Source organism: Mesorhizobium sp. M0904 (assembly GCF_040319475.1).
GTDB lineage: Bacteria > Pseudomonadota > Alphaproteobacteria > Rhizobiales > Rhizobiaceae > Mesorhizobium.
Map to the genome: position 1 here is coordinate 91533 of NZ_JAMYOC010000020.1, position 20317 is coordinate 111849.

At 61.8% G+C, this 20317-nt stretch carries 20 protein-coding genes; 8 read left to right on the plus strand and 12 right to left on the minus strand.

What is annotated here, in order from left to right:
• The first annotated feature begins 108 nt into the window (after nucleotides 1–108).
• The 7 genes from NKH80_RS21265 to NKH80_RS21295 all read left to right on the plus strand — a co-directional run bounded on the left by NKH80_RS21265 (nucleotide 109) and on the right by NKH80_RS21295 (nucleotide 9473).
• Nucleotides 109–2598, plus strand: a complete 2490-nt coding sequence (locus tag NKH80_RS21265) for a mechanosensitive ion channel family protein (RefSeq protein ID WP_352738695.1) — start codon at nucleotides 109–111, stop codon at nucleotides 2596–2598.
• 149 nt (nucleotides 2599–2747) lie between these two features.
• A complete protein-coding gene (locus tag NKH80_RS21270; RefSeq protein WP_254818157.1) occupies nucleotides 2748–3011 on the plus strand; it encodes a hypothetical protein in 264 nt (87 codons plus the stop codon).
• A 268-nt stretch (nucleotides 3012–3279) separates the two neighbouring features.
• The gene (locus NKH80_RS21275) at nucleotides 3280–5841 is read left to right on the plus strand and encodes a GcvT family protein (protein ID WP_352993296.1); all 2562 of its coding nucleotides are present in this window, start codon (nucleotides 3280–3282) and stop codon (nucleotides 5839–5841) included.
• 93 nt (nucleotides 5842–5934) lie between these two features.
• A complete protein-coding gene (locus NKH80_RS21280; protein ID WP_352993298.1) occupies nucleotides 5935–6783 on the plus strand; it encodes a DUF1194 domain-containing protein in 849 nt (282 codons plus the stop codon).
• 112 nt (nucleotides 6784–6895) lie between these two features.
• Entirely contained in the window at nucleotides 6896–7846 is a 951-nt protein-coding gene (locus tag NKH80_RS21285) for an ABC transporter substrate-binding protein (protein WP_352993300.1), read from the plus strand.
• Between the two features lie 71 nt (nucleotides 7847–7917).
• Entirely contained in the window at nucleotides 7918–8694 is a 777-nt protein-coding gene (locus tag NKH80_RS21290; protein WP_352646927.1) for an ABC transporter permease, read from the plus strand.
• Nucleotides 8691–9473, plus strand: coding sequence for an ABC transporter ATP-binding protein (locus NKH80_RS21295; protein ID WP_352993302.1), 783 nt, complete (start codon nucleotides 8691–8693; stop codon nucleotides 9471–9473). Before NKH80_RS21290 ends, NKH80_RS21295 begins: the two co-directional genes overlap by 4 nt.
• 26 nt (nucleotides 9474–9499) lie before the next feature.
• On the opposite strand, the gene NKH80_RS21300 is transcribed toward NKH80_RS21295, so the two are convergent.
• The 5 genes from NKH80_RS21300 to NKH80_RS21320 all read right to left on the minus strand — a co-directional run bounded on the left by NKH80_RS21300 (nucleotide 9500) and on the right by NKH80_RS21320 (nucleotide 12298).
• The gene (locus NKH80_RS21300) at nucleotides 9500–9991 is read right to left on the minus strand and encodes a GNAT family N-acetyltransferase (protein ID WP_352993304.1); all 492 of its coding nucleotides are present in this window, start codon (nucleotides 9989–9991) and stop codon (nucleotides 9500–9502) included.
• Nucleotides 9988–10278, minus strand: coding sequence for a type II toxin-antitoxin system TacA family antitoxin (locus NKH80_RS21305; protein WP_352477597.1), 291 nt, complete (start codon nucleotides 10276–10278; stop codon nucleotides 9988–9990). The genes NKH80_RS21300 and NKH80_RS21305 overlap by 4 nt, the downstream gene beginning before the upstream one ends.
• A gap of 79 nt (nucleotides 10279–10357) precedes the next feature.
• The gene (locus NKH80_RS21310) at nucleotides 10358–11296 is read right to left on the minus strand and encodes a GlxA family transcriptional regulator (protein WP_302895626.1); all 939 of its coding nucleotides are present in this window, start codon (nucleotides 11294–11296) and stop codon (nucleotides 10358–10360) included.
• Between the two features lie 346 nt (nucleotides 11297–11642).
• Nucleotides 11643–11777 carry a hypothetical protein gene (locus tag NKH80_RS21315; protein WP_013894968.1) on the minus strand — a complete coding sequence of 45 codons (135 nt, stop codon included), beginning with the start codon at nucleotides 11775–11777 and terminating at the stop codon, nucleotides 11643–11645.
• A gap of 335 nt (nucleotides 11778–12112) precedes the next feature.
• The gene (locus tag NKH80_RS21320; RefSeq protein ID WP_023719925.1) at nucleotides 12113–12298 is read right to left on the minus strand and encodes a hypothetical protein; all 186 of its coding nucleotides are present in this window, start codon (nucleotides 12296–12298) and stop codon (nucleotides 12113–12115) included.
• Between the two features lie 230 nt (nucleotides 12299–12528).
• Here NKH80_RS21320 and NKH80_RS21325 point away from each other — a divergent pair, with 230 nt between their 5' ends.
• Nucleotides 12529–13428 carry a LysR substrate-binding domain-containing protein gene (locus NKH80_RS21325; protein ID WP_023676521.1) on the plus strand — a complete coding sequence of 300 codons (900 nt, stop codon included), beginning with the start codon at nucleotides 12529–12531 and terminating at the stop codon, nucleotides 13426–13428.
• A 6-nt stretch (nucleotides 13429–13434) separates the two neighbouring features.
• On the opposite strand, the gene NKH80_RS21330 is transcribed toward NKH80_RS21325, so the two are convergent.
• The 7 genes from NKH80_RS21330 to NKH80_RS21360 all read right to left on the minus strand — a co-directional run bounded on the left by NKH80_RS21330 (nucleotide 13435) and on the right by NKH80_RS21360 (nucleotide 20301).
• Nucleotides 13435–14418 carry an alpha/beta hydrolase gene (locus tag NKH80_RS21330; protein ID WP_352993306.1) on the minus strand — a complete coding sequence of 328 codons (984 nt, stop codon included), beginning with the start codon at nucleotides 14416–14418 and terminating at the stop codon, nucleotides 13435–13437.
• Nucleotides 14419–14687: 269 nt separating this feature from the next.
• Nucleotides 14688–14870, minus strand: a complete 183-nt coding sequence (locus NKH80_RS21335) for a hypothetical protein (RefSeq protein ID WP_352993308.1) — start codon at nucleotides 14868–14870, stop codon at nucleotides 14688–14690.
• A 187-nt stretch (nucleotides 14871–15057) separates the two neighbouring features.
• Nucleotides 15058–17127: an ASKHA domain-containing protein gene (locus NKH80_RS21340; protein WP_352993310.1), complete on the minus strand. Its 2070-nt coding sequence runs from the start codon at nucleotides 17125–17127 to the stop codon at nucleotides 15058–15060.
• Between the two features lie 112 nt (nucleotides 17128–17239).
• Nucleotides 17240–18214, minus strand: coding sequence for a methyltetrahydrofolate cobalamin methyltransferase (locus NKH80_RS21345; RefSeq protein ID WP_352646919.1), 975 nt, complete (start codon nucleotides 18212–18214; stop codon nucleotides 17240–17242).
• A gap of 80 nt (nucleotides 18215–18294) precedes the next feature.
• The gene (locus NKH80_RS21350; RefSeq protein WP_352477600.1) at nucleotides 18295–19386 is read right to left on the minus strand and encodes a methylenetetrahydrofolate reductase; all 1092 of its coding nucleotides are present in this window, start codon (nucleotides 19384–19386) and stop codon (nucleotides 18295–18297) included.
• Nucleotides 19383–20006, minus strand: a complete 624-nt coding sequence (locus NKH80_RS21355) for a methylenetetrahydrofolate reductase C-terminal domain-containing protein (protein ID WP_352505747.1) — start codon at nucleotides 20004–20006, stop codon at nucleotides 19383–19385. The genes NKH80_RS21350 and NKH80_RS21355 overlap by 4 nt, the downstream gene beginning before the upstream one ends.
• Nucleotides 19999–20301 (minus strand): virulence factor, encoded by a 303-nt coding sequence (locus NKH80_RS21360; RefSeq protein ID WP_352505748.1) that lies wholly within the window; start codon nucleotides 20299–20301, stop codon nucleotides 19999–20001. The genes NKH80_RS21355 and NKH80_RS21360 overlap by 8 nt, the downstream gene beginning before the upstream one ends.
• Nucleotides 20302–20317: the final 16 nt, after the last annotated feature.

Sequence of the window (20317 nt, forward strand, 5' to 3'; positions counted from 1 at the left end):
GACTTCGAAAAACGAGACGCCTGGGGTGACTTGCCCCGTGATATGAGCCTCTTTATCAAGGACGTGCTTCAAAACTGCCGATGCCGCCCGCGAGTCACCAGAAAAAACATGTTCTTTCGTTTACTCCGCCTGGTCTTGATTCTTGCGCTTGTCGTCTCGGCGCCGCCGTCGTTCGTTGCAATGGCGCAGGCACTCGGGCAGGGCGCCGCCGGGTTGATCGCAGACCAGCAGAAGGTCATCCAGAGTCTGACCGCCAAAACCGACGGTCTCGAGAAGAAGATACAGCAGGACGGCCAAGACGATGCCACCCTGGTGGAAATCCGTCTGCAATTGGAGGATCTGTCGCGGGCGGCGCTCACCAGCGCGCTAGCGTTCCGCTCGCGTCTCGGCGATATCAACGATCGGATTGAGGTGCTGGGACCTCCGCCGGCCGCGGGCCAGCCGGCCGAGCCAGACATCGTAACCGGTGAACGCCAGGCCTTGGCTTCCGAAAAAGCCGAGATCAACGCCGTTATTGCCAGCGCGCAGAACCTGTCGATCCGCATCAGTGGGCTGATCGAGAAGATCGGCAACATGCGCAGCGAGCTGTTTCGCAATGTGCTTACCAAGCGCTACGTGCTGTCCGATGCGCTCAGCCCCGAAGTCTTTTCCGACGCCAACGCTGAGTTTTCCGGCTTCTATAAGGCGGTCTCGTCCTGGCTGAGCTTCGCCTTCAAGTTCAAGTTCCAGGCCATTCTTGCCGCGACTTTGATGGCGCTCGCATTCGCTGCAGTGCTTTTTATCGGCGGCCGACGCCTGTTCGGCCGCGTCTTCGAAGCGGATCCCTCCGTCGAGGACCCCTCCTATCTCAGCCGGCTGTCGGTGGCGTTCTGGTCGACATTGCTGCCGACGCTGGCGGTCGGCGCCTTCCTTGTCTCGACGATCTTCTTCTTCAATTATTACAACGTTTTACGCGGTGACATCGGCATCTTCCTGAATTCGCTGGTTGCCGTTGTCGCGGTGGTGTTCTGCGTCAACCGCCTGACCAACGCAGCGCTCGAGCCCCGACTGCCGAACTGGCGTCTGATCCCGGTCGAAACCGGCCCGGCGCGCTGGCTGGTGCGGCTGACGACCGCTATGGCCGTCGCCATCGGCATCAACTATTTCCTGTCGGTCGTGAACGACAAGATGGGCTCGCCACTGTCGCTGACCATCGCCAGAAGCTTCATCGCCACCATCATCGTCGGCATCATCCTGATCCTGATGGGCTTGCTGAAGCCGTTCAAGGCTCCCGACGGAAGCTGGCGCCCATGGCCGGCGTGGCTGCGCTACACCGCCATCGCGCTAGGCCTTTTCACCATCGCATCGGCACTGCTTGGCTATATCGGCCTTGCAATTTTCGTCTCGCTGCAGGTCGTAGTCACCGGCACGATCCTGGTCACCGCCTATATCGGTTTCCTGTCGGCGCGGGCGATCGGCGAGGAAGGCGGGTTCGCCAAAACTTCGATCGGGCGCTGGCTAGCGGCCAATTCAAGCTACGAAGAGACCGCCCTCGACCAGCTCGGGCTTGTCGTCAGCGCCGCCATCAACATCATGATTGTGCTGGTGTTCCTGCCGCTGATCCTGTTGATGTGGGGTTTCCAGCCCGGCGACATCCAGGCCTGGGCCTACAAGCTGGCGACCGGCCTCACCATCGGTTCGGTGACGATCTCGGTCACCGGCATTCTCACCGGCGTCGTCGTCTTCATTATCGGCTATTTCCTCACGCGCTGGTTCCAGGGCTGGCTCGACGGCTCGGTGATGGCGCGCGGCCGGGTCGACACCGGCGTGCGCAATTCGATCCGGCTGGCGGTCGGTTATGCCGGCGTCGCGGTCGCGGCACTGGTCGGCATCTCGGCGGCTGGTATTGACCTCTCCAATCTTGCGCTGGTCGCCGGCGCCCTGTCCCTCGGCATCGGTTTCGGCCTGCAAAATGTCGTCTCGAATTTCGTGTCGGGCCTGATCCTGCTGGCCGAGCGGCCGTTCAAGGTCGGCGACTGGATCGTCGCCGGCGACATCAGCGGCACGGTCAAGAAGATCAGCGTGCGCGCCACCGAGATCGAAACGTTTCAACGGCAATCGGTGATCCTGCCCAATTCAAACCTGATCAACAATGCGGTCGGCAACTGGACGCACCGCAACAAGCTCGGCCGCATCGACATCAAGGTCGGCGTTGCCTATGGCAGCGACGTCAAGCACGTGCATGGCGTCCTGTTGGAGATCGCACGCAGCCATCCGCTGGTGCTGAAGAACCCGGAACCCTTTGTGTTGTTTTCCAATTTCGGCCCGGCCGCGCTCGAATTCGAGATCCGCGTGTTCCTGGCAGACGTTCTTAGTGGCAATATCGTCCAGAACGACATCCGCTTTGCCATCTTCGATGTGTTCGCCGACCAGCATATCGAAATTCCGTCGACACCGCGCGCCGTCGTCGAGACCAAAAAGCACGAGGCGTGGCCGATCGACGACGACAAGATCGAAGTCGAATTCGCCGAACGGGAACAAGCAAAAGCTCTAGCGGCGGTCGAGGCGAAACGTCTCGCCAAGTCGGGACGCAAGGTACGAAAGCCAGATCCTGACTAGCAGCGTGCCTTCAAGTCTTCGGAAATCAATTGCGGCATGAATGCGGCATTCAGTTGCTGTTCAGCTTGCATTGCATATAAGCTCACCTGCAAACGGCGAGAATGCCTTGCGAAATGCAACAGAGGCGGTGGCAACACCGATACTGCAAAATGTGGAAGTCTCTCGTCGCCGCCATCGCTTTTCTGGCCGTGGGCGGTTCGGCCCATGCCGCCAGCGCGGTCAACAAGGACGCCGAGACCCGCACGCTGATCGTGACGGAAGGCGGCGGCAAGACCGAGCTGGCGCTGGCCGCCGGCGAAACCGTGGAATTTTGCCCGAGCGGCTGTTTTGTTACCTTGCCGAATGGCGACCTCGAGGCGCTGACGGGTTCGGAAACCGTCGAGATCTCGGGCGGCGTCGCGCGCATCAAGTAAAGTCGACGCCATGATTTTTGAAGGCCGGGCAAACGCCCGGCCTTTTATTTACTTCCAGTAATCGGCGATGAAGGTATTCAATTTTCTTCGAAGCTGCGCAGAACGGGCTCTAGCAGCGCTTTCGTACCGAGCAGGGCGAAGGCGTAGGACCAACTGCATTCGACGAGCTGGTGGCGCGGGCTTTTTTGGCGATGTCGCAAACAGGCTGCAAGCGCGCCGCCGCGCCGACCTATAGTCTGCTCGCAATAGCATCTTGGAGTCGCGGGCAATGGCAGGGTTTCCGGAAAAGGCGAAGGTCGTCATCGTAGGGCTGGGCGGCATCGTCGGCGCATCGGTCGCCCATCACCTGATCGAGCGCGGATGGGACGATATTGTCGGCATCGACAAATCGGGCATCCCGACGGATATCGGCTCGACGGCGCACGCCTCCGACTTCTGCTACACGACCAGCCATGATTTCCTGTCGTGCTGGACGACGCTCTATTCCATCGATTTCTACGAAAAGATGGGTCATTACGCCCGCATCGGCGGCCTCGAGGTCGCACGCGTCGGAGACGACGCCCGCATGGCGGAAATCAAGCGCAAGATCGCCTCGGCGAAGGCCTTCGGCACACGCGCCCGCCTGATCGATCCCGCCGAAATCAAGGAAAAATTCCCGCTGATCGAAGAACAGATGGTACAGGGCGGCCTGTGGGATCCCGATGCCGGCCTCGTCATCCCGCGTTCGCAGACAGTCGCCGGCAAGCTGGTCGACCAGGCGGAAGCCTCGGGCAAACTCAAGGCGTTTGCCAACACCTCGGCCAGGTCGCTCGTCATCGACAACGGCCGCATCAAGGGCGTGGTGACCGACCGCGGCACCATCCAGGCCGACTACGTCGTGGTCTGCACGGGCATCTGGGGGCGGCTGATCGCGGAAATGGCGGGCGAGGACCTGCCGGTCATGCCGATCGACCACCCGCTCACCTTCTTCGGGCCGTACACCGAGTTCGCCGGCACCGGCAAGGAGATCGGCTGGCCGCTGCTGCGCGACCAGGGTAATTCGGCCTATATGCGCGATACCGGCGATCCCAAGACCGCCGAAGGCGGGCAGATCGAATGGGGTTATTACGAAGAGACCAATCCGCGCCTTTGCCATCCGCGCGATATTCTCGAGAAAAACGAGGCACGGCTTTCGCCCTCGCAGCGCGATCTCGACATGGAGCAGATCCTGGCGCCGCTCGAGCGGGCCATGGAACTGACGCCGATCCTGGGCGAGCTGGGCTACAATGAGAGCCATTCCTTCAACGGGCTGCTGCAGGTGACGGCGGACGGCGGTCCTTCGATGGGCGAAAGCCAGAAGGTGAGGGGCCTCTGGTATGCCGTGGCGATCTGGGTCAAGGACGGTCCCGGCATGGGCAAGCTCGTCGCCGACTGGATGACAGACGGCCGCACGGCGATCGACCATCACGCCATCGACTATTCGCGCTTCTATCCGCACCAGACGAAAGAGCAGTTCATCTGGGACCGCTGCACTGAAACGGCGATGAAGGTCTACAATCCGGCGGTCCATCCGCGCGAGCCCTTCTCCAAGGCTCGCAATGTCCGCCGCTCGCCGTTCTGGGAGCGCGAGAAGGAACTCGGCGGCTATTTCATGGAGCTCGGCGGCTGGGAGCGCGCCCATGGCTACGCCGCCAACGAGCATCTGCTCGAGAAATACGGCAACCGGGTGCCGGTGCGCCAAAACGAATGGGATAACCGCCACTTCTGGCGCGTCTCGAACGCCGAGCATCTCGCCATGAGCGAGGATTGCGGCATCGTCAACCTGTCGCATTTCGCCATGTACGACGTCGAAGGCCCGGACAATGTCGCGCTGATGGAATGGCTGTGCGCGGCGAAGATCGGCGGCGACGGCAATATCGGCAAGGGCATCTATACCCATTTCCTCGACGAGGCAGGCATGGTGCGCGCCGACCTGACCGTCATCCGCATGGCCGACCGCTGCCGCGTCATCGACGGCGCCGATGCCGGGCCGCGCGACTTCCAGTACATGCGCCGGACGGCAGAAGACAAAGGCTTCGACGTTACCGTCACCGACGTGACCGAGAAGTACGTGACCATCGGCATCTGGGGTCCGAACGCGCGGGCGACATTGAGCAAGTGCGTGGAAAACCCCGACGGGCTGACGCCGGAGAATTTTCCCTTTGCCGCGATCAAGCCCGTCAGGATCGCCGGCAAGGACGTGACCGCCTTCCGCATCTCCTATGTCGGCGAGCAAGGGTGGGAACTGCACATGCGCTACGAGGACGGCCTCGCTGTCTGGGACGCGCTGCGGTCGACCGGCGTGATGGCCTTTGGCGTCGAGACCTATGCCAACAGCCGCCGTATGGAGAAGAGCCTGCGTCTGCAAAACGCGGATCTGTTGACCGAATATAATCTGCTGGAAGCCGACCTTGCCCGACCGAAGGTCAAGGAGCCCGATTTCTGCGGCAAGGCAAAGCATCTGGAATATCGCGCCCGGGTGCACCAGCCGGCCATGCTTTGCACGCTTATCATGACGGACAATACCGATTCCAACGGCGTTCCCCGCTATCCGGTCGGCACGATGCCGGTGATGGACCCGCAAACCGGTGAGACGCTCGTCGACGAGCTCGGCCGCCGCTCCTTCACGACCTCGGTGGCCTACGGTCCGACCCTCGGCAAGAACATCGCGCTCGCCTACCTTCCCTGGGCGTATTGCCAGGAGGGCCGCAAGCTGAACGTCGAATATTTCGGCGAGAAATACCCGGTCGAAGTGGCCGCCGTCGGCTACAGGCCGCTCTACGACCCGGAGAACCTCAATCCGCGCAGCTAAGCATCGGGACGGTCGCAAAAATGTGACCGAATGAGCCCGGCTCTCCACCGGGCTTTCTCTTTGTCGATCGGCGATTTTCGCTTAACGTGCGGCATGTCTGGTTTTGCCCGTGCAAGACATTTCGTCTCGGGTGCCGCCGCGCTGGCGTCGGTGCTATGGCCGGCGGCAATCTCCCGCGCCGCCGAGCCGGTCGATGTCGAACTGGTGCTGGCAGTCGACGTATCCTTGTCCATGTCGCCGGACGAGCTCGAAATCCAGCGTCATGGCTATGCGGCGGCGCTGACGCATGACGATGTCCTGCAGGCAATCGGCGAAGGCGCTCATGGCAAGATTGCCGTCACCTATGTCGAATGGGCTGGCGCGACCTGGCAGCAGGTCGTCGTGCCGTGGACGGTGATCGCCAATCGTGCCGACGCCGAGCGGCTGGCAGCGCAGCTTTCCGCTCATCCGCCGGCCAGTGCCAGGCGCACCTCGATCTCCGGCGCGCTGGAATTCGCCAGCGATCTCTTTGCCGAAAGCGGCTTCCAGGGCGTCAAGCGGGTGATCGACATTTCGGGTGACGGCCCCAACAACCAGGGCGCACCTGTCGATATCACCCGCGACGCCGTGATCAAGCAGGGCATCACCGTCAACGGCCTGCCGCTGATGACCAGGGGCGGGTTCACCAGCGCCTACGATGTCAACAATCTCGACCGCTACTACAGCGACTGCGTCATCGGCGGGCCGGGCTCCTTCATGATTCCGGTCAATGACTGGACGCAGTTTCCGGAGGCCATCCGCCGCAAGCTGGTGCTGGAGCTTGCCGGTCCGGCCTGGCCGCAGCGAGCGGCGGAAGAGGCGGCGCATCCGCCATTGGTGCTGGCACAGGACATCCCCGTCACCGACTGCCTGGTCGGCGAAAAAATGTGGCGCGACCGCAGCTGGATGTACAACACCCGTTAATGGCGAAGTTTGCTGCCGGTGGTGACATGCCGCAGTGCAGCATCTGCTTCATTGACAAGCCTGTGCGCGTCTGTGAGACAATTCTCCATCCGAACAAAAAAGGGGAACCGACATGAACAGGATCGGAATTCTTGCAGCAAGCTTGACGCTTGCCGTCGGATTGTCCGCGCCGGCCACCGCCGCTACATCGGTCAGCATCGGCATCAGTGGATGGACCGGCTTTGCGCCGCTGACGCTCGCCAAGCAGGCCGGCATCTTCGAAAAGCACGGCCTCGACGTCACCTTGAAGAAGGTGCCGCAAGCCAGTCGGCCCCTCGCCATCGCCAGCGACGACCTGCAATGCGCCGCCACTACGGTCGAGACCTGGCTGGTCTGGAACGCTAACGGCGTGACGACCAAGCAGATATTCCAGCTCGACAAGTCCTACGGCGCCGACGGCATCGTCGCCCGCAACGACATCAAGACCGTCGCCGATCTCAAGGGTAAGTCGGTCGCGTCCTCGGCGCCGGGCACGTCGCCCTATTTCATGCTGGCCTGGGTGCTCAACAAGAACGGCATGTCGACCAAGGACGTGACGGACGTCAACCTGGAGCCGGACGCGGCGGCGCAGGCGTTTCTCGCCGGACAGAACGATGCGGCGGTCACCTATGAGCCGTTCATCTCGGCGGTGCGCGAAAAGTCCGACCAGGGCCATATCCTTGTGACCACTCTCGATTATCCGATGGTGCTCGACACGGTCGGCTGCACGCCGGAGTTCCTCAAGGCCAATCCGGATGCGGCCAAGGCGCTTGCCGACAGCTATTTCGAGGCACTTGACCTGATAAAGAGCGACCCGGCGAAATCCTACGAGACGATGGGCGCCGACGTGAAGCAGTCGGCCAAGGAATTCGAAGAGTCGGCAAAATACCTGAAATGGGCCGACAAGGCTGAAAACAAGCAGTTCTTCACCAAGGAATTCCAGGACTTTTCCAAGACCGCCGGCGAGCTTCTGCTGCAGATGGGCTTGATCAAGGAAGCGCCCGACGTATCGACATTGGCCGACACCAGCGCCGTCGCCGACTAACCGGCAGGATTGTCGCCCGGCGGCGGCGCGTGCGCCGCCGCTTTTTCATTCCGATCAGAGGACGGTCGAAGATGCCGCGCCCCTTGCATCCGGTCTCGCCGGGCATTCGAACCGTGCTCGGCATTTCGTTCTTCGTGCTGTTCGTGGCGTTCTGGGCGTGGATCACGCTTGGCGGCCACGTCAATCGCATTTTCCTTGCCGATCCGCTGTCGATGGTGAGAGACGGTTGGCGGCTGCTGGTCGAGGACCGCTTCTGGCTCGACATCCTTATCACCATCTGGCGCGTCTTCGGCGGGTTCCTGATGGCGGCCATCGTTGCCGTGCCGCTTGGCATCGTGATGGGTGCCTGGAAGCCCGTGGAGGCGTTCCTGGAGCCGTTCGTCTCCTTCGCCCGCTATCTGCCGGCATCGGCCTTCATCCCGCTGCTCATTCTGTGGGCGGGCGTTGGCGAGCTCGAAAAACTACTGGTGATCTTCGTCGGCTCGGTGTTCCAGATCATCCTGATCATCGCGGTCAAGGTCGGCGGCACACGGCGCGACCTGGTCGAGGCGGCCTACACGCTTGGCTCGTCCGACAACGGCATCGTGCGGCGCGTGATCATGCCGGCCAATGCGCCCGAGATCGCCGAAACCCTGCGCCTGGTGCTCGGTTGGGCCTGGACCTATGTCATCGTCGCCGAGCTGATCGGCTCGTCGTCGGGCATCGGCTACATGATCATCAACAGCCAGTCGCGGCTGGCGACAGGGCAGATCATCTTCGGCATCATTGTCATCGGCCTGATCGGGCTGTTGTCCGATTTCGCCTTCAAGTCGCTCAACCGTTGGCTGTTTCCATGGAGCCTGGCGTGAGCAAGCTGGTCATCGAAGGCGTCTCGCGCACCTTCACTGGTGTCGGCGGTGGGCAGCCGGTCAAGGCGCTGATGCCGATCGATCTGGCGGTCGCCGCCAACGACTTCATCACCATCCTGGGGCCATCCGGCTGTGGAAAGTCGACGCTGCTCAGGATCGTCGCCGGCCTCGAAGCGCCGAGTGGGGGACGTGTTATGCTCGACGGCAGGGTGGTGGACCGGCCCGGTCCAGACCGCGGCATGGTTTTCCAGTCCTATACGCTGTTTCCGTGGCTGACGGTCGCCGAGAACATCGGCTTCGGCCTGCGCGAACGTGGAATGGCCGAGCACGAGCGCAGCGAAATCGTCGCTTCTTACGTCGATCTCGTCGGGCTGAGAGGTTTTGAAAACCATTGGCCGAAGCAGCTTTCCGGCGGCATGCAGCAGCGCACCGCGATTGCCAGGGCACTGGCCAACGATCCGGAGATCCTGCTGCTCGACGAGCCGTTCGGCGCACTCGACAACCAGACCCGAGGGCTGATGCAGGAGCTGCTTCTCGGCATATGGGAGCGCCGGCAAAAAACGGTGCTGTTCGTCACCCACGACATCGAAGAGGCGATCTTCATGGCGTCGCGCGTGGTGGTGATGACGGCGCGGCCCGGCCGCATCAAGTCGGACGTTGCCGTCGACCTGCCGCATCCGCGCCACTACACGCTGAAGACCAGCCCGGAATTTTCGGCGCTGAAGGCGCGGCTGACGGAAGACATCCGCGTCGAGGCGATGCGCACGGCGCAGGTATAGTCGGGTCAGCAAGGCGCCTGAACGGCTCAGAGACTTCGTAAGTCCTTGATAAGTACGTATAGATGCAGCGGGTCCGTCGGCGATTGCACGAATCCGTAGCGCTCGTAAAACGTGCGGGCGCCGTCGTTCTTGGCGTGGACGACGACCGCGCGGATGCCTGCAATATCGGCCGCCTGCAAACAGCGCAGAACGGCATCGCGCAACAGTCCGCCGCCGACGCCTTTGCCTTGCCAGTCCAGACTGACCGCAAGACGCGCCAGCAGCATTACAGGCACCGGATGGCGTGCGAGACCTTTTGTCAATCGTTCGGGCGCACCCTCATGTTTAACCTCACCAACGACCAGGGTATAAAAGCCGATCACAGCCTCGCCAGAGAGACCAATGTAGGTCTGCGAAGCATTGGCTTGCTGGTTTTGGAATGCATAGCGTACGAGAAAGCGATTGAGCGGTTCTTCACCGCAGTCGAACATGTCCACCAAATGCTTGCGGGCCAGTTTCTCGATCTGGAATTCGCTCACGCTGGATCGCGACCGGAAAAGATGCTTGGTTCGTTCAATAGGCGCTTGAGGCGGGGGAGATCACGCGTTGGCGCGTCGAGCGCTGCCATGAACGCGACCCATTTTTCGGCGTCGAGATGGAAGCTGCGCCGGTCGGCTAATGTTTCTTCGGCTCGCGCAAGCGCGCTTTCAAGCACGAAATCGCTGAGCGAACGGCGTTCAGTCGCGGCGGCGGTTGCGAGTGTACGCTTTGCCTGGGGGGTAAGGCGCAAGTCCAGTTTTTCCGATCTGGTGGTTCTGGTCGTCATTGATACCTCTCGATTGAAGGATACCACATGTCGCCAGACAATGTCATGACAATTTCGGCCGCCCGCGAAACGTGCCCGATCAAGCCGCCAGAAGCTGCTTGCGGTCGACGCGTTCCTGTTGCGGCGAGCGGGCGTACAACTCGCGATAGCATTTGGAGAAATGCGAGGCGGAAACAAAGCCGCAGGCGACCGCCACTTCGACGACCGGCAACGACGACTGGATCAGCAGGTGCCGGGCGCGGTCGAGGCGGATCTCCAGATAGTAACGGGCAGGGGAGCGCCCCATCTCGGTGCGGAACAGGCGCTCGATCTGCCGGCGCGACAGGTCGACATGGTCAGCGATCTCGATCAGCGAGAGCGGCTCGGAGAGATTGGCTTCCATCAGCTCGATAATGGTCAGCACCTTGGAATTCTGCACGCCAAGGCGGGCGCGCAGCGGCAGGCGCTGGCGGTCGGTCGGGCTGCGCACGCGATCGGTCAGCACCTGCTCGCAGACACGGTTGACGAGGCTCTCGTCGAAATCGTCGCCGATCAGCTTCAGCATCATATCGAGGGCGGCGGTGCCGCCGGCGCAGGTGTAGATGTTCTGGTCGATCTCGAAGAGGTCGGCGAAGACATTGGCCTTGGGGAACGCCTCGGAAAAGCCCGGCAGGTTCTCCCAATGGATGGCACAGCGCTTGTTGGACAACAGGCCTGCTGCGGCCAGGATATGCGCGCCGGTACACAGGCCGCCGACGGCAACGCCACGATTGTACTCCTCGCGCAACCAGGCAAAGGCCGATTTGTTCTGGTAGCGCTCGACATTTATGCCGCTGCAGACGATGGCCATGTTCGGCCGGTCCGGTCCGGACATTTTCTTGCGCTCTTCCTCCAGCGAGGTGTTGACGGCGCATTCGACACCGTTCGAGGCGCGCACTGGCTTGCCGTCGATACTGGCGAGCCGCCAGCGATAGGCTTCATAGCCGAGCATGCGGTTGGCCGAACGCAACGGATCGAGCGCCGTCGCGAAGGCGATCATGGTGAAATCGGGGACCAGGAAGAATACAAACGATCGCCGGATCGGGTGCTTTACGACGTTCACGGGTAGATCCTCACGCTGCAATGGCGCGAACAGGATGTCGCGATTAGCATAGCGACATCAGGAAAGACGTTTCCTGTCAATTGGCTAGATGGCAACGGAGCGACTTTATTTGCGACACGGGTCGCAAATGGGCAATCGCTGTGCGGCGAAGGACGTGACAGGCCGCCGGATCGACCACCGAGCCTACGCAGTCTGCGCACACGAAAACGCCGCCTCGGCAAAACCAGGCGGCGCTGGATCGACTTCGAAGCAGCGCTGGGCTGCTTCCGCCAGGATTGCTGTCTCAGGCGACGAAGCCGAGGCGCGCGGCAGCCATGGCCCCGGTCTGGCCGGGCATGGTGTTGGCCAGGCGCTGGCGCTCGAGCGCGGTCGTCAGGTTCATTTCGCGGCGGGCAAAGAGGCGGGCAAAAAGCTTCATGATCATCTCCATTCAGTTGCTCAGACGGGTCGCCTTCGCTTGATGGAGTGGGGCAGCTCGTTTGTTGATGATGATATAGGCTTACGTGAGGGGAAACTAAATCGCAAAAGCGAAGCACTTGATATGAAAAGCGACACGGAATGCGACAAATTTGGGCAACCTGCCCAGGATTTTCGATTATTTACAATGTGTTGATTGCCAGTGCGGGCTGCTATGCGACTTGCTCATATGCGGCATGCGACGGCGACATGGCTCGGGGAAAATCATTTGAATACAAACAAAAAGGCCTGCCGGGCTGATCTGCGCGGCAGGCCTCAGCTGTTGATACACACGGTTTACTTTGCTCCAGCCCAAGATCCCACACCATGGCGAGTGCCGGTCTTGGCATCGGCAGCTTCGGGCCAGCCGATATCCTTCTGCAGTTCAATCGGCAGCGCGCGGATGGCTCGTTCCGTCTGGTAGCGGGCACGGGCCTCGCTGAACTCGGTCGCGATCCGACCGATGGATGACAGGATAGACATCTCATTCTCCTTCGCGTTGGGCCGGGATTGTCCCGGCGCTTGCAGCGTCAGGCGGTACACCGGGTTTGTTTCAGCTTCATTTCGTGTCGATTGCAGGTCCGTGTCATGGTTGTTTCGGGACCACTTCGATGCGTCCTGCCTTCGATGGAGTTGACTATCCTCCCAAACTGATGTTCAATCAAACGAAATGGAATGATGGTTTGCATCAGAAAAATTGAAGGTCGCTTGCCATGAACGCCCCACTCAATCATCCGCTGCCGCTGCTCGATCTCGACGTTCTGCGCACTTTCGTTGCAATCGCCGAGACCGGCAGCTTCACCACTGCGGCCAATGCGGTCTTCCGCACGCCGTCGGCTGTCTCCATGCAGATCAAGAAGCTGGAGGACATTCTCGGCCGCTCGGTGTTCGCGCGCGACGCCCGTTCGGTGACGCTGACCACCGATGGCGAGATGCTGCTCGGCTACGCGCGCCGGCTGCTGTCGATCAATCGCGAGGTGGTGTCGAAGTTCATCATTCCAGACATTGTCGGGGTGGTGCGGCTCGGCTCGCCGGACGATTATGGCGAACGTGTGCTGCCGCATGTGCTGAAGCGATTCGCACAGTCGCATCCTTCCATCGCGGTCGACGTCACCATCGACCAGAGCGTCAACCTGCGCCGTCGCATGGACGATCGGGCACTCGACATCACGCTGCTCACCAACTCATACAAGACCAGCGCGATCGGCGCCGAAGTACTGCTCACCGAGCCTATCGTCTGGGCCGGTGCCAAGGGGGGCTGTGCGCATCTGCGCGAGCCGCTGCCGGTCTCCTTGTGGGAAGAAGGCTGCGCCTGGCGGGCGGGTGCATTGGAGGCACTTGGCCGCGAGGGCCGCAACTACCGTATCGCCTATATGAGCGCGCACACGGCCGGCCAGCGCGCCGCGATCATGGCGGATCTAGCAGTCGCGCCGCTGCCGAAATCGTTCCTCGGCAGTGATATGGTCGAGCTGTGCCCGAAGGACGGCATGCCAGACATCGGCACCTACAACCTCGCCATGGTGGTGACGCCGGACGCCAGCGCGCCGGTGAAGGCAGTCGCCGACCATATCCGCGCGACGTTTGAGATGTTCAGGGAAACTGGGAAGTTCTGAGCCAAACTACGACCTGAGCGGCGCAACCAGATCGCGAGGGGTTCCGTCGCGGTCTGGCCTTTGCAGCGACAACTCTCCTGCCTTGGCATGATAACTGTCAGTTTCGTTGGTCAAGAACGCAACGATGCTGTCCCGCGCGCGCCGCGCCTCCGGCATGTCGATCAACGGCCAGACATGGAACATGCCTTGCTCGTGGACGACCTCTATTTCGACGCCGGCCGCGCGCGCCTTTTCCGCGAAGATCAGATTGTCGGGGGTGAGCAGATCGCGTGAACCGGTCAGCAGCAGCGTTTTGGGCAGCACCGACAGGTCGCCGTAAACCGGGCTGATGCGCCAGTCGGTGGGATCTATGCCGGCGCTGTAAAGCCGGATCGCCTCGCGGCCGCCGGCAATGCCCAGCCACGGATCGTTGCGTTCGGCCTCATACATTTCTGGGTTGGCGAGCGACACGTCGAGGCCGGGCGAAATCAGCACGTGGCGTGATGGCAAGGGCAGGCCGTCTTGCGCAGCCATCATGGTCAGCACGACAGCCATGTTTCCGCCGGCGGAATCGCCCATGAAGATGATGTCATTTGCCCTGGTTTCGCCGAACATCTGGCGGTAGACGGCGCCGACCATACCGAACATCGCGTGGAAATCGTGTTCGGGAGCAATGGGATAGATCGGCACGGTGATGCCGAACCCGAGGCGGTCGGCCATGTCGGCGATCAGCCGCCAATGATAGGGGGTGATTTCAAAGACGTAAGCGCCGCCGTGCAGGTAGAGAATCCGCCTCCGCTCACCAGCCTTGGGCGCGATCTCGTAGACGGGAAAGCCGTTGATCGTGCGGGTTGTGATCTCGAGGCGCGACCGCAGCGACGCAGGCGGCCGATGGTTTTCCGTCTTGCGCGCATAGGCGATCCAGCGCTGCAGGTTCTCCGGGCTGGAAAACGCCTTCTTACGGCTGTACCTGAGCACGAACGAAACGACGTGGCTTTTGAGACTGGGCATGCAGATACACGGACTTCGGCTGAGCCGACTAAGAGAACCCCCGACTATTTTGAAGATTGTGTCGCCACCAAAAAAGTCAATATTTATGCAATCTCAACACGGTGGTTTGACTCCAGCTGGCGATAAAGCCTTCGGTCCATGAAGTCGCCAGCCCACCTGGGCAGCTCAGCGCCGCGGCGGGAGTGCGGCGCGCAGCCAATTGCTGGGTGCAGCCGGAGCCGCATTGCGGCCCCGGCGAATACCAAGCAGCTTGCATTTGTCGATGAAGTTCATCCGCGCTGCATGCCCCAGCCGACCGACCGCTGCCTTTCGGTTGAACGCGGCGACACCGGCCAGCCAATGTCCTTCTGGATCTCAGGCGGCAAGCTGTTGAGGATGCGCAGCGACTTGCGCGCTTCGCGTGTTTTCTTGAAGGCCGCACCATAGCGGCCGAGGCTTCCGAACATCGACATCTTGATCTCCTTTGGAGCGTTGCGGTGGCCGAAAACTGTTTCTGCCTGCCGTTCGATGCCGGTTAAATGCTCCGCACATGTATCTGGCGGATTTCACGAAAACGCAATTTCGTTTCCAGATCGGCGCGATCTGGAAACATTTGCATACAAATGAAAATTGAAAGGCTGACAGCCGAGCGGAGGCGAGTCATCCCCGCCCGCGCCGCGCGGCGTGGCCTTCGCGCGAACGCCGCCGCGGGGCAGCGTCGCCGGCAATGCCGTCTTCGCTCACCGTCTTGCGCGGCGGCAGTTTCACCGCCGCCGACAGCTTGGGGAACGGGTCGACCTTATTTGGGAGCGCCATGGCATAAACGAAATGTTCCTGGAATTTCGGCTCCAGCGCCGTCTCGATCTTCTCGATCCTGCTGACGGTTTCCTCGATCTCGCGGCGATAGCCGCGGTTCAGGAGCGCCATTCGGGCGCCGGCGCCGGCCGCATTGCCGACGGCCGAGACCTTGTCGAGGTCGCAATCCGGGATCAGGCCCAGCACCATTGCGTATTTCGGATCGATGAACGAGCCGAACGCACCGGCAAAATGGATACGGTCGACATGTTCGGTGTGCTGCTTTTCCATCAAAAGCTTGGTTCCGGCATAAAGCGCCGCCTTGGCAAGCTGGATGGCGCGCACGTCGGTCTGGGTAATGGTGATCTTGGGCTCGCCTTCCTTCAGCACATAGGAGAAGGTGCGGCCATTGGCGACAACGCGAGGCGAGTGGCCGCTCAGCGATCCATCGACGACGCCGTCCTCGGAAATGATGCCGGCGAGGTACATCTCGGCGACCACCTCGATGATGCCGGAGCCGCAAATACCAGTGACGCCGGTCGCCTGCACACTGTCGAGGAAGCCCGGCTCGTCGGACCAGAGTTCCGAGCCGATGACGCGGTATTTCGGCTCCAGCGTTTCGGGATCGATACGGACGCGCTCGATTGCACCCGGTGCGGCGCGCTGGCCACCGGAGATTTCCGCACCCTCGAAGGCCGGGCCGGTTGGCGAGGAGGCCGCCACGACCCGCTGGCGATTGCCGAGCACGATCTCGGCATTGGTACCGACATCGACGATCAGCATCATCTCGTCCTGCCGGTGCGGGCCTTCCGACAACGTCACTGCAGCCGCATCAGCGCCGACATGGCCGGCAATGCAAGGCAGCATGTAAAGCCTGGCGCCCTGGTTGAGTTTCAAGCCGATATCCGATGCCTTAATGTGCACGGCGCCGGAGACGGCTAGCGCGAAGGGAGCGCCGCCGAGCTCGGTCGGATCGATGCCGAGGAACAGATGATGCATGATCGGATTACCGACGAAAACGGAATCCAGGATATCGTTACGCTGGACGTTGCCTTCGGCGCAGACCTTGTCGACGAGGCCCGAAATGGCCTCGCGCACGGCGACCGTCATGCCTTCGCGGCCGTCCGGGTTCATCATCACGTAAGAGACGCGGCTCATCAGATCCTCGCCGAAGCGGATCTGCGGATTGGAGGTGCCCGACGAGGCGGCGACCCGACCCGACAGCAACGACACCAGATGCATGGCGATCGTGGTCGAGCCGATATCGCAGGCAAGCCCGTACGCCTCGTTCTTCAGGCCAGGCCACAGAGCGATGACCCGCGCGGTCTCGCTGTCGGTGTCCTTGTGGATGGCGGCCGTCGCGGCCCAGTTGCCTTTGCGCAAAATGCCTTGCACCTGCGGCAACAGATGGAAATCGAAATCGAGGCTCTTGAGGCCCCAGTCCTTCATCAGCGCGATCTTCAGACGGTCGAGGTCGCCGAGCGGCTTGTGCATGTCGGGTTCTTCGATCTCGACATAGCACATGCGGATAGCCGCATCGCGGGCGATGACCCTGGTATCGGCGTCCTTGCGGATAGTCTGCGCGTTAATAACGGTGTCCTGCGGCACGTCGACGACGAGATCGCCGAGGATCTGTGCCGAGCAGGACAGGCGGCGCCGCTCGGGGAGCCCGCGAACGCGCTCGTAGCGCTCTTCCTTGGCGCCCTTGGGCGAGAGGTGATCGTTGGAGGAGACGATCTTGTGCTTGGCGAAATTGCCTTCCTGCACCTCGATCTGGCAACGCCCGCAAGTGGCACGCCCGCCGCACACGCTCTCGACGTAGACACCAAGCTGGCGCGCGGCATCCAGAACCGGCGTGCCGACCGGAAACCGCCCGCGCTTGCCCGACGGCATGAACAGCACGAGCGGATCAGTGATGTTGACGGGAGAGTTCATTCGTTCCAGACTTTACTTTCTACGCTGCTCGGGTCTTGGCTACGGCAGCGATGCCGCGGTGTTTCGGTTCCTCCCCAGTCGTAAACCCATATCGTGTCGGCCAAGCCATGGCTCAACCCCGGGCCATCCGAGCTTCGCGGCCGCCGCGCCTGCGTCCGCCATTGCCATTGCCATCGCCCGGCGCGTTGACCTGCGTCCGGGCGGCAACGGCCTGGCCGCCTTCAGCAGGCTTGTAGTCCTTGTATGTCCTGATCCAGTTGGTGCAGTTCTCGTCGGTGCCGTTCAGCACGTTGGCGCCGCGCACCGCTTCCATTTCCTGCGGCCGCACCGGGTTCATGATCGCCGAGGTCATGCCTGCGCCGATCACCATCGGGATGAAGGCGGCGTTGATGCCATGACGGTGCGGCAGGCCGAACGAGATGTTGGAGAGGCCGCAGGTGGTGTTGACCTTGAGCTCCTCGCGCAGCCGGCGTAGCAAGGCAAATACCTGGCGGCCGGCATCGCCAAGCGCGCCGATCGGCATGACCAGCGGGTCGACGACCACGTCATGCGCCGGAATGCCGAAGTCGGCACAGCGCTGAACGATCTTCTTGGCGACGGCAAAGCGCACATCGGGGTCCATCGAAATACCGGTCTCGTCGTTGGAAATGGCGACGACCGGAACGTTGTATTTCTTGATCAGCGGCAGGATGGCTTCGAGCTTTTCCTCCTCGCCGGTGACGGAATTGACCAGCGGCCGGCCCTTGGCGACCTTCAGCGCCGCTTCGATCGCGGCGGTCACCGAGGAGTCGATCGACAGCGGCAGATCGACCAGGCCCTGCACGATCTCCAGCGTCTGCACCAGCAGCGCCGGCTCGGTGGAGTTGGGGTCGACTGCGGTGACGCCGGCGTTGACGTCGAGCATGGTCGCGCCGCAGGCGGCCTGCTCCAGCGCATCCTTGATGACGGTCTCAAAATTGCCGGCGATCATTTCGGCGGCGAGCTTTTTGCGGCCGGTCGGATTGATGCGCTCGCCGATCACGCAGAAGGGCTGATCGAAGCCGATGATGATTTCTCGTGTCGCCGATGCGACGATGGTGCGGGTCATGAAATCTCTCCATCGTGATATAAAGAGTTCTTTATATCGTTATCTGTTTGTGATCAAGCGAATGCTGACGATTCGCGCTGTCAATGCGCGGTTTTGACCATGTCGACCTGGGTTTCGGTGAGGTCGTCATGCAGTATGTGGTCGAGCCGGTCGGCAACGAGCTGGTCGTCGCGGCGGATTTCGCGCTTCCATGGCCGGCGGCCCTTCAGCACGCCGGATTCGTCGACGATCTCGGCGACGTATTCTTCCTGGCGATAGGCCATCACATGAACGCCGGACACACCGGGAATTTCCTTCACCTCATTGATGATGTCGATGCAGAGCTGCTTACCTTCCTTCTTCTGATCCTGAGCGCCTTCCAGGCGCTTGACGATCTGATCGGGAATGTGAATGCCCGGCACGTTGGAGCGGATCCATTTGGCCGTCTTGGCCGAGGCCAGCGGCCCGACGCCGCACAGGATGAAGCATTTCTCGGTATAGCCGAGATCGCGGACCTTCTGCATGTAGGTACGGAACATCGGCACGTCGAAGCAATACTGGCTCTGCACGAACTGCGCGCCGGCAGCGATCTTCTTGCCAAGCCGATAGGGCCGGAAATCGATCGGCGGCGCGAACGGGTTGATGGCCGCGCCAAGGAAAAGCTGCGGCGGGGTCGTCAATTTGCGGCCGGACAGGAATTTTCCGTTGTCGCGCATGATACGGCAGGTTTCGAGCAGCGACATGCAGTCGAGATCGAACACCGGCTTGGCGCCGGGCTGGTCGCCGGCCTGCACGCCGTCGCCGGTCAGGCAGAGCATATTGGCGACGCCCATCGCAGCACCCCCAAGCACGTCGCCCTGGATGGCGATGCGGTTCCGGTCGCGGCAGGCGATCTGCATGATCGGGGCATAGCCCATGCGGGTCAGGAGGGCGCAGATGCCGACCGACGACATGTGGCAGTTGGCGCCGGAAGCGTCGACGGCATTGATGGCGTCGACCCAGCCGTCGAAAATCCTGGCGCGGTTGTAGACGTCTTCCGGATCGGCGCTGTCGGGCGGATTGAGCTCGGTCGTCACTGCGAATTCGCCGCGTCTCAATACGCGCTCCAGGCGACCACGCGAGGTGTGGCCGGGCAGGGGATCGAGCGGCAAATGGATGCCGGCCGGATTCTCGTCGGGCTGGCGGCCAATCATGCCGACGCTCCAGTGTTGGTAATGTTCCGGGCCGCATCGCGGGCGGCCGCCGCCTGCGCGGTGACGCGCAGCCACGCGGAGGTCTCGCGCAAGGATTGGTCGACCGGTTTCTGCACCTCCAAAATCCTGTCGCCATGCACCATGTTCCGCGAGCCTTCCCAGGCCTTAACCCAGACGCAGGGCATATCAGGCTCGACCTCGCAATTGCCGTTGGCGCGGACACCGCCACAAGGGCCGTTGCGCAATTGCTTAGGGCAGTTCATCGGGCACGACATGCCGGTCGAGGAAAGGATGCACTGGCCGCACATGCGGCAGTCGAACATGAAACCCTTGACGCGCTTTTCGACGAATTTCACCGGTCCTTCGACGCGGCTGTAGCCGATGCCCTTCCAAAGCGGGTGGAGGAGCAGAAACATGTCGGCGAATTTGGCGTAAAACCATTCGAGCAACCGCGAATGCCGGACCGACCAAAGCCGCACTGCAAACGAACGCTGCACGCGCCGCTGCGGCGACACGTCGGCCGGCTTGTAGTCGGATTTCGGCGCCGCCTTCCTGACGATGGTCGCCTGCGTCAGGCCGGTCTGAGCCGTCGTCGCCGGCATTGATTGGGGATCAGACATTTTCTTTGCCGCCCGCCTTGACCAGAGCTATCAGCCGCTCGCGGTCGTATTTCGCATCGATTTCCTGAAGAGCCTTCTCCGCCTCGGCTTCAAGATCGTCACCGACTAGGATGGGTTCTGCCTTGCGCCATTCGGCAAGATAGTCGTCGGTGCCGCCGGCGCCGGTGCGCATGGCGCACATGTCGATCGCCTCGGTGAAGCGCAGCGGCAGTTCGCGCTTGGCGTTCTGCCGGCCCTTTTTGACGATGACCTGGGCGGGGATGTCGCGCCAGTAGACGACGATCAGATCGGCCATGAATTCCTGCTCCTGC